Source organism: Nocardia sp. NPDC051900 (assembly GCF_044452545.1).
GTDB lineage: Bacteria > Actinomycetota > Actinomycetes > Mycobacteriales > Mycobacteriaceae > Nocardia > Nocardia sichangensis.
The window spans coordinates 1-4264 of the sequence record NZ_JBITBU010000062.1; the positions used below are offsets into that span (position 1 = coordinate 1).

Genomic DNA, 4264 nt, shown 5'->3' on the forward strand with positions numbered 1-4264 from the left:
TGGCGGCCCGAGCCTGCCCGGCAAGCAATTGTTGCCGTGGGAAGCCGACGCGTTGCGCGCCGCGGGCATCGAGATCGTCTCCAACTGGGAGACGTATGCGGATCGGATGCGCGGCGGCTACGCCGCGGGCGAGTACGACGCCACGCTCGCGCTGGCGCAGGTGCGCGCCTGCGGCGGCCGCGACGACCGGCCGATCTACTTCTCGGCCGACTGGGACACGACCGAAGAAGAACAAGCACTGATCAACGACTACCTGCGCGGCGCCGCGGCGGTGCTCGGCGTCGAGAACGTCGGCATCTACGGCGGTTTCTGGTCGGTCAGCCGCGCCCTCGACGCCGGTGTCGCGCGCTGGGCGTGGCAAACCGATGCGTGGTCCGGCGGTCAGCGTGACCCGCGCATCAACATCCATCAGCGCATTCAGCAGGTCCGCGTCGACGGCGTGCCCTGTGACGTCAACGAAGCGCTGACCGACGACTACGGCCAGTGGTCGGGAGGCATCGAACTCGTCTCGTACGACACGGAGGAGAACACCATGGACGCCGACATCATTCGCGACATCCGCGAGCAGCTCGCAGGCCTCGGTGCCCGCGAGGAGGGCTACCCGGGATGGCTGCAGCTCGGCCAGAACCCGGACGGCTCCAACCGGACCCTCGTCGACGGGCTCGCCGCCGCGCTGGCCGAGATCGGCGAACTCAAGGGCACCGTCGACGGGCTCAAGGCCACGGTCGAGGGGCTCGCCGCCAAGGTGACCGGCGCCGCCGGGGAGGTACCGCCCGGGGTGGTGAAGTGATGGGACGACACGAGCTGCAGGAACCGAGCCAAGTGCGCCACCCGTGGCGCACCGTCGGCCGCACCGGGTTTCAGCTCATCGTCGGCGTTGCGGCCGCGATGCCCACACTCGTGGGCGCCGCGCACCTGCCCATGTCCGCCGGCGTCGTCGGCGCCCTGGCGGTGTCGGCGGCGATCACCCGATTCATGGCGATACCGGCCGTCAATGACGCGCTTACCCTGTGGGTTCCGTGGCTGGCGGCCGAACCGGCTACGACAGCGCCGAGCGGCTCGGCGCTCGGCGAATCCGACGATCGTGGGTAGGCGGTGGGTCAAGTCCTGCTCGCACAGCAGCAGGTCGTCGAGCCGGTCAGTGGCACGCTCGTTCAGTACGGCGCTGTCGGCGTGTTCGCGCTCGTGGAACTCGCGGTCGTGTGGGTGCTCTGGCGTCGACTCGAGCGCATCAACGACGCCGAACGCCAGCGCGCCGACCGGCTGGAGAAACAACTGCTCGACTTCTACGAATTGGTTGGCTCCAAACTGAGCGGCGAATTGGTGCGAGCCACCGAAGTTATGCGCGAAGTCGCCGAATCGTACAGGCAGCGGGGCGATCGATGATGGCCGCGGCTGAACAGCGTGATTCACGGCTCGACGCGATCGAGAAGACGAGGCGTGCGCTGGATACGTTCGAAGATCTGCTCGCCCGGTTCTCGGAAGTGCTCGACGACATCGAACAGGAAACCCGGCGCCAGGGTGCACGGAGGAAAAGGTGGTTGTGAGCTGGCGTCGAAAGGGTTCACGCAACAGCAGCCCTGACAAAGCAATCATTGACGACGCTCGTATCGCAATCGGCGATCTGCGTCGACTGCTGACGGCATTCCGAGTCGAACTCGACGAACTCGAGGCGGAGGTCCGGCGGAATCCATACCAGGAGGAGGTGTAGCCAATGCCCGAACGGATTCCAGCTCTACAAACCGCATTGGCCCAAGCACAAACCGCAATCGAGAAACTGTCGAAAAAGGTCGACCTCGACGAGCACACGTTGCGCCGCACGAAACGAACCGCCCGATTGGCGCTGTTCAGCGTTGTGCTTGACCTGACGCTGACTGCCCTCGTGGGCTGGGGGCTCGTCGGCGTCAACGACAATCAGGACAGGATCACCACGCTGCAATCGACCGTGCAAATCGAGACCGAGCGCACGAAAACCGCGTTGTGCGCGGTGATTACGTTGTTCCTCCAGTTCGAGCCCAGGACGATCAGCAACCCGACCTACACCGAGGAACAGCGGGCCCAGCAGGTGCAGGCGTATCAAGTCTTGCGCCAGATCGACCGCGATCTCGGCTGCTCATGACTTCGATCCTCATCGTCCGCGACGTACTCGCCGCGGACGGCTCCCGCATGTCCGCCGAGGGCATATTCATCGACTCGGCCGATCTGGCGAACTATCAGGCGTACGGCTGGCGGCTGCCGCTCGGCGCGCCCGCGATCGTCGAAACACAGGAGCAATTCGACGGTTTCGAGAAGTCGCCGACCGATATCGACCGCTGGCAATTCGATTGGTCGCCGTACCTCGAATCCGGCGAAACCGTCGCCTCGAGCCAGTACCTCACCACGGCCGGGCTGACGCTGTCCGGCCAGACCCTCACCGGCGCGATCACGAGTGTGCTCGTCGCGGGCGGGACGCTCGGCGTCACCTACCTCGTGACAAACCGTGTCGCCACATCGCTTGGACGGCAGGCAGATCAGTCGTTCACGGTCACCATCACACAGGAATAAGGAGCTACCCATGCCCGACGACGTTCTCCGCTGGCACGCAGAGTGCCGCGTCGTCAAATTCGCGCCCGCCACCGTGCTCGACATGATCCGGCACGTCGGCCGCGAACCAGTCGGTCACGAGATCGCCGATCTCATGCACCGCGGTGTCTTCACGCCCGACGACATCCATCACGAGATCGGCAACCTGCTCACCACCGCCGGACTCAACAGGTTGACCAGCCTGTTCGAGGGTGCGGGCGGTGCGGTATTCAACAACGCGGACGCCATCGTCGGCGTCGGGTCGAGCACGACGGCCGCCGCGGTCGGCGACACCGCACTCGGCGGCAACGGCTCGACGACCTCGGCCTACTACCAGGGCGCGGACGTGGGCTACCCGACACAGTCGGGCGGCGTCATCAACTGCAACGCCACCTTCGCCACGGGCAACGCCAATTTCGCGTGGAATGAGTGGATGCTCGGCATTGCTACCGGCACCATCACCCCGGGCGGCACCTTCGCCTCGGTCGGCACCTCGCCACTGATGTTCAACCACAAAGTCGCCTCGCTCGGCACCAAGGCCAGCGGCGCGATCTGGACCCTGCAAGCCACCTGCACTATCTCGTGAGGATCCCGACCATGAAAACTCTCGCCCACCTCGCCGTCACGCTCGCCGCCGCGGCCGCGCTCGCCACCGCGACCGCGGCCGCCGCCAGCGCCGACACGATCTCCTACTACACCAACAACAGCGGTGCCCCTACCCAGGTGCCGCCGAACTATCAGAACGAAACCGACGTCAGATGCAACGACGGCGACACCGCGACCGGTGGCGGCGCGCTGCTCGCGGACGGGTATTACGTCGACGAGCCGTATATGCGTGTGGTGCAGTCCGGCCCGGTCGGTGTCGTGGAAACCGGGCCCGCGCCCGCTTGGCGCGTGACCTACCACAACGAAGACCGCGAGGACCCGCACGGTTTCGTTGTGTACGTCATCTGCGCGCACGTCACCGTGAGCTGACCTATGGCAATTGCCCTGCGCGGCACGGCGACGACCGGCTCGACGACGATCACGGCGCCGACCGGCGTCGCCTCCGGCGACCTGCTGCTCGTCGTCGCGATCGCCCCATCGGGCACAACGATCACCGTGCCGTCGGGCTGGACCACCCTGCGCAACGCCACGACGAGCAACAGCTCGACGTTGCGCATGGTGGTCGCCTATCAGGTGTACTCGACCGGATCGACATGGACGATCACCGGCGCGACGTACAACGTGTGTTGCGCCTGGTCGGGCACCGACTCGACAACACCGATCCTCACCGACGCCGCCCCCTCGGCCGGTGGCGCTGTGAGCACGCTCGCGACACCGACGGTCAACAACACCGTCTCCGGCTCATGGCGTGTCGCGTGCTGGGGAGCCGCAGAAACAGTGTTCTCGACCATGGGCGCGTGGTCGACGTTCTCGCCCACCGACACCCGCCGCGGCGAGCAACACAACACGCAGTACGCGGTCGCCCTGACCGACTCGAACGCCACCATTTCGACCGGAAATACATCGGTCACCGGCACCACCCCGGCCAGTAACAGCAACTTCGAGGCCGAACTCGCCTGGATCGGCATCATTCAGCCGGTCGCGTCGACGCCGGTCAGCTCGAGCGACACCGGCAGCGCCGCCGACGCTGCCAACGTCGCGCCTAAAGACACCGACACCGCCGCGGCCGCCGACACCGCGACGGTCACCGCGTCGA

General features: G+C 66.3%; 9 protein-coding genes. All 9 read left to right on the forward strand.

Annotation, left to right across the window (positions count from 1 at the left end; all coding sequences use genetic code 11):
- Window positions 1–790: glycoside hydrolase domain-containing protein (locus tag ACIA5H_RS37555; RefSeq protein ID WP_397081089.1), on the forward strand; the 790-nt coding region annotated here is incomplete at its 5' end.
- Entirely contained in the window at window positions 790–1092 is a 303-nt protein-coding gene (locus ACIA5H_RS37560) for a hypothetical protein (RefSeq protein WP_397081091.1), read from the forward strand. The genes ACIA5H_RS37555 and ACIA5H_RS37560, both read left to right, overlap by 1 nt.
- Before the next feature lie 3 nt (window positions 1093–1095).
- The gene (locus tag ACIA5H_RS37565; protein WP_397081093.1) at window positions 1096–1386 is read left to right on the forward strand and encodes a hypothetical protein; all 291 of its coding nucleotides are present in this window, start codon (window positions 1096–1098) and stop codon (window positions 1384–1386) included.
- On the forward strand, window positions 1383–1547 hold the full coding sequence (locus tag ACIA5H_RS37570) for a hypothetical protein (protein ID WP_397081095.1): 165 nt from the start codon (window positions 1383–1385) through the stop codon (window positions 1545–1547). Before ACIA5H_RS37565 ends, ACIA5H_RS37570 begins: the two co-directional genes overlap by 4 nt.
- A gap of 167 nt (window positions 1548–1714) precedes the next feature.
- Window positions 1715–2119 carry a hypothetical protein gene (locus ACIA5H_RS37575; RefSeq protein ID WP_397081097.1) on the forward strand — a complete coding sequence of 135 codons (405 nt, stop codon included), beginning with the start codon at window positions 1715–1717 and terminating at the stop codon, window positions 2117–2119.
- Entirely contained in the window at window positions 2116–2544 is a 429-nt protein-coding gene (locus tag ACIA5H_RS37580) for a hypothetical protein (RefSeq protein WP_397081099.1), read from the forward strand. The genes ACIA5H_RS37575 and ACIA5H_RS37580 overlap by 4 nt, the downstream gene beginning before the upstream one ends.
- Before the next feature lie 10 nt (window positions 2545–2554).
- On the forward strand, window positions 2555–3148 hold the full coding sequence (locus ACIA5H_RS37585) for a hypothetical protein (protein WP_397081101.1): 594 nt from the start codon (window positions 2555–2557) through the stop codon (window positions 3146–3148).
- Between the two features lie 11 nt (window positions 3149–3159).
- Complete coding sequence (locus ACIA5H_RS37590; protein WP_397081103.1) at window positions 3160–3537, forward strand: hypothetical protein; 378 nt, start codon at window positions 3160–3162, stop codon at window positions 3535–3537.
- 3 nt (window positions 3538–3540) lie between these two features.
- Window positions 3541–4264: hypothetical protein (locus ACIA5H_RS37595; protein ID WP_397081105.1), on the forward strand; the 724-nt coding region annotated here is incomplete at its 3' end.

What these genes read in the sequence shown, in the direction of transcription:
- ACIA5H_RS37560 (WP_397081091.1), top strand. Translation starts at nt 790, where the DNA reads ATGGGACGACACGAGCTGCAGGAACCGAGCCAAGTGCGCCACCCGTGG.
- ACIA5H_RS37580 (WP_397081099.1), top strand. Translation starts at nt 2,116, where the DNA reads ATGACTTCGATCCTCATCGTCCGCGACGTACTCGCCGCGGACGGCTCC.
- ACIA5H_RS37585 (WP_397081101.1), top strand. Translation starts at nt 2,555, where the DNA reads ATGCCCGACGACGTTCTCCGCTGGCACGCAGAGTGCCGCGTCGTCAAA.
- ACIA5H_RS37570 (WP_397081095.1), top strand. Translation starts at nt 1,383, where the DNA reads ATGATGGCCGCGGCTGAACAGCGTGATTCACGGCTCGACGCGATCGAG.
- ACIA5H_RS37575 (WP_397081097.1), top strand. Translation starts at nt 1,715, where the DNA reads ATGCCCGAACGGATTCCAGCTCTACAAACCGCATTGGCCCAAGCACAA.
- ACIA5H_RS37590 (WP_397081103.1), top strand. Translation starts at nt 3,160, where the DNA reads ATGAAAACTCTCGCCCACCTCGCCGTCACGCTCGCCGCCGCGGCCGCG.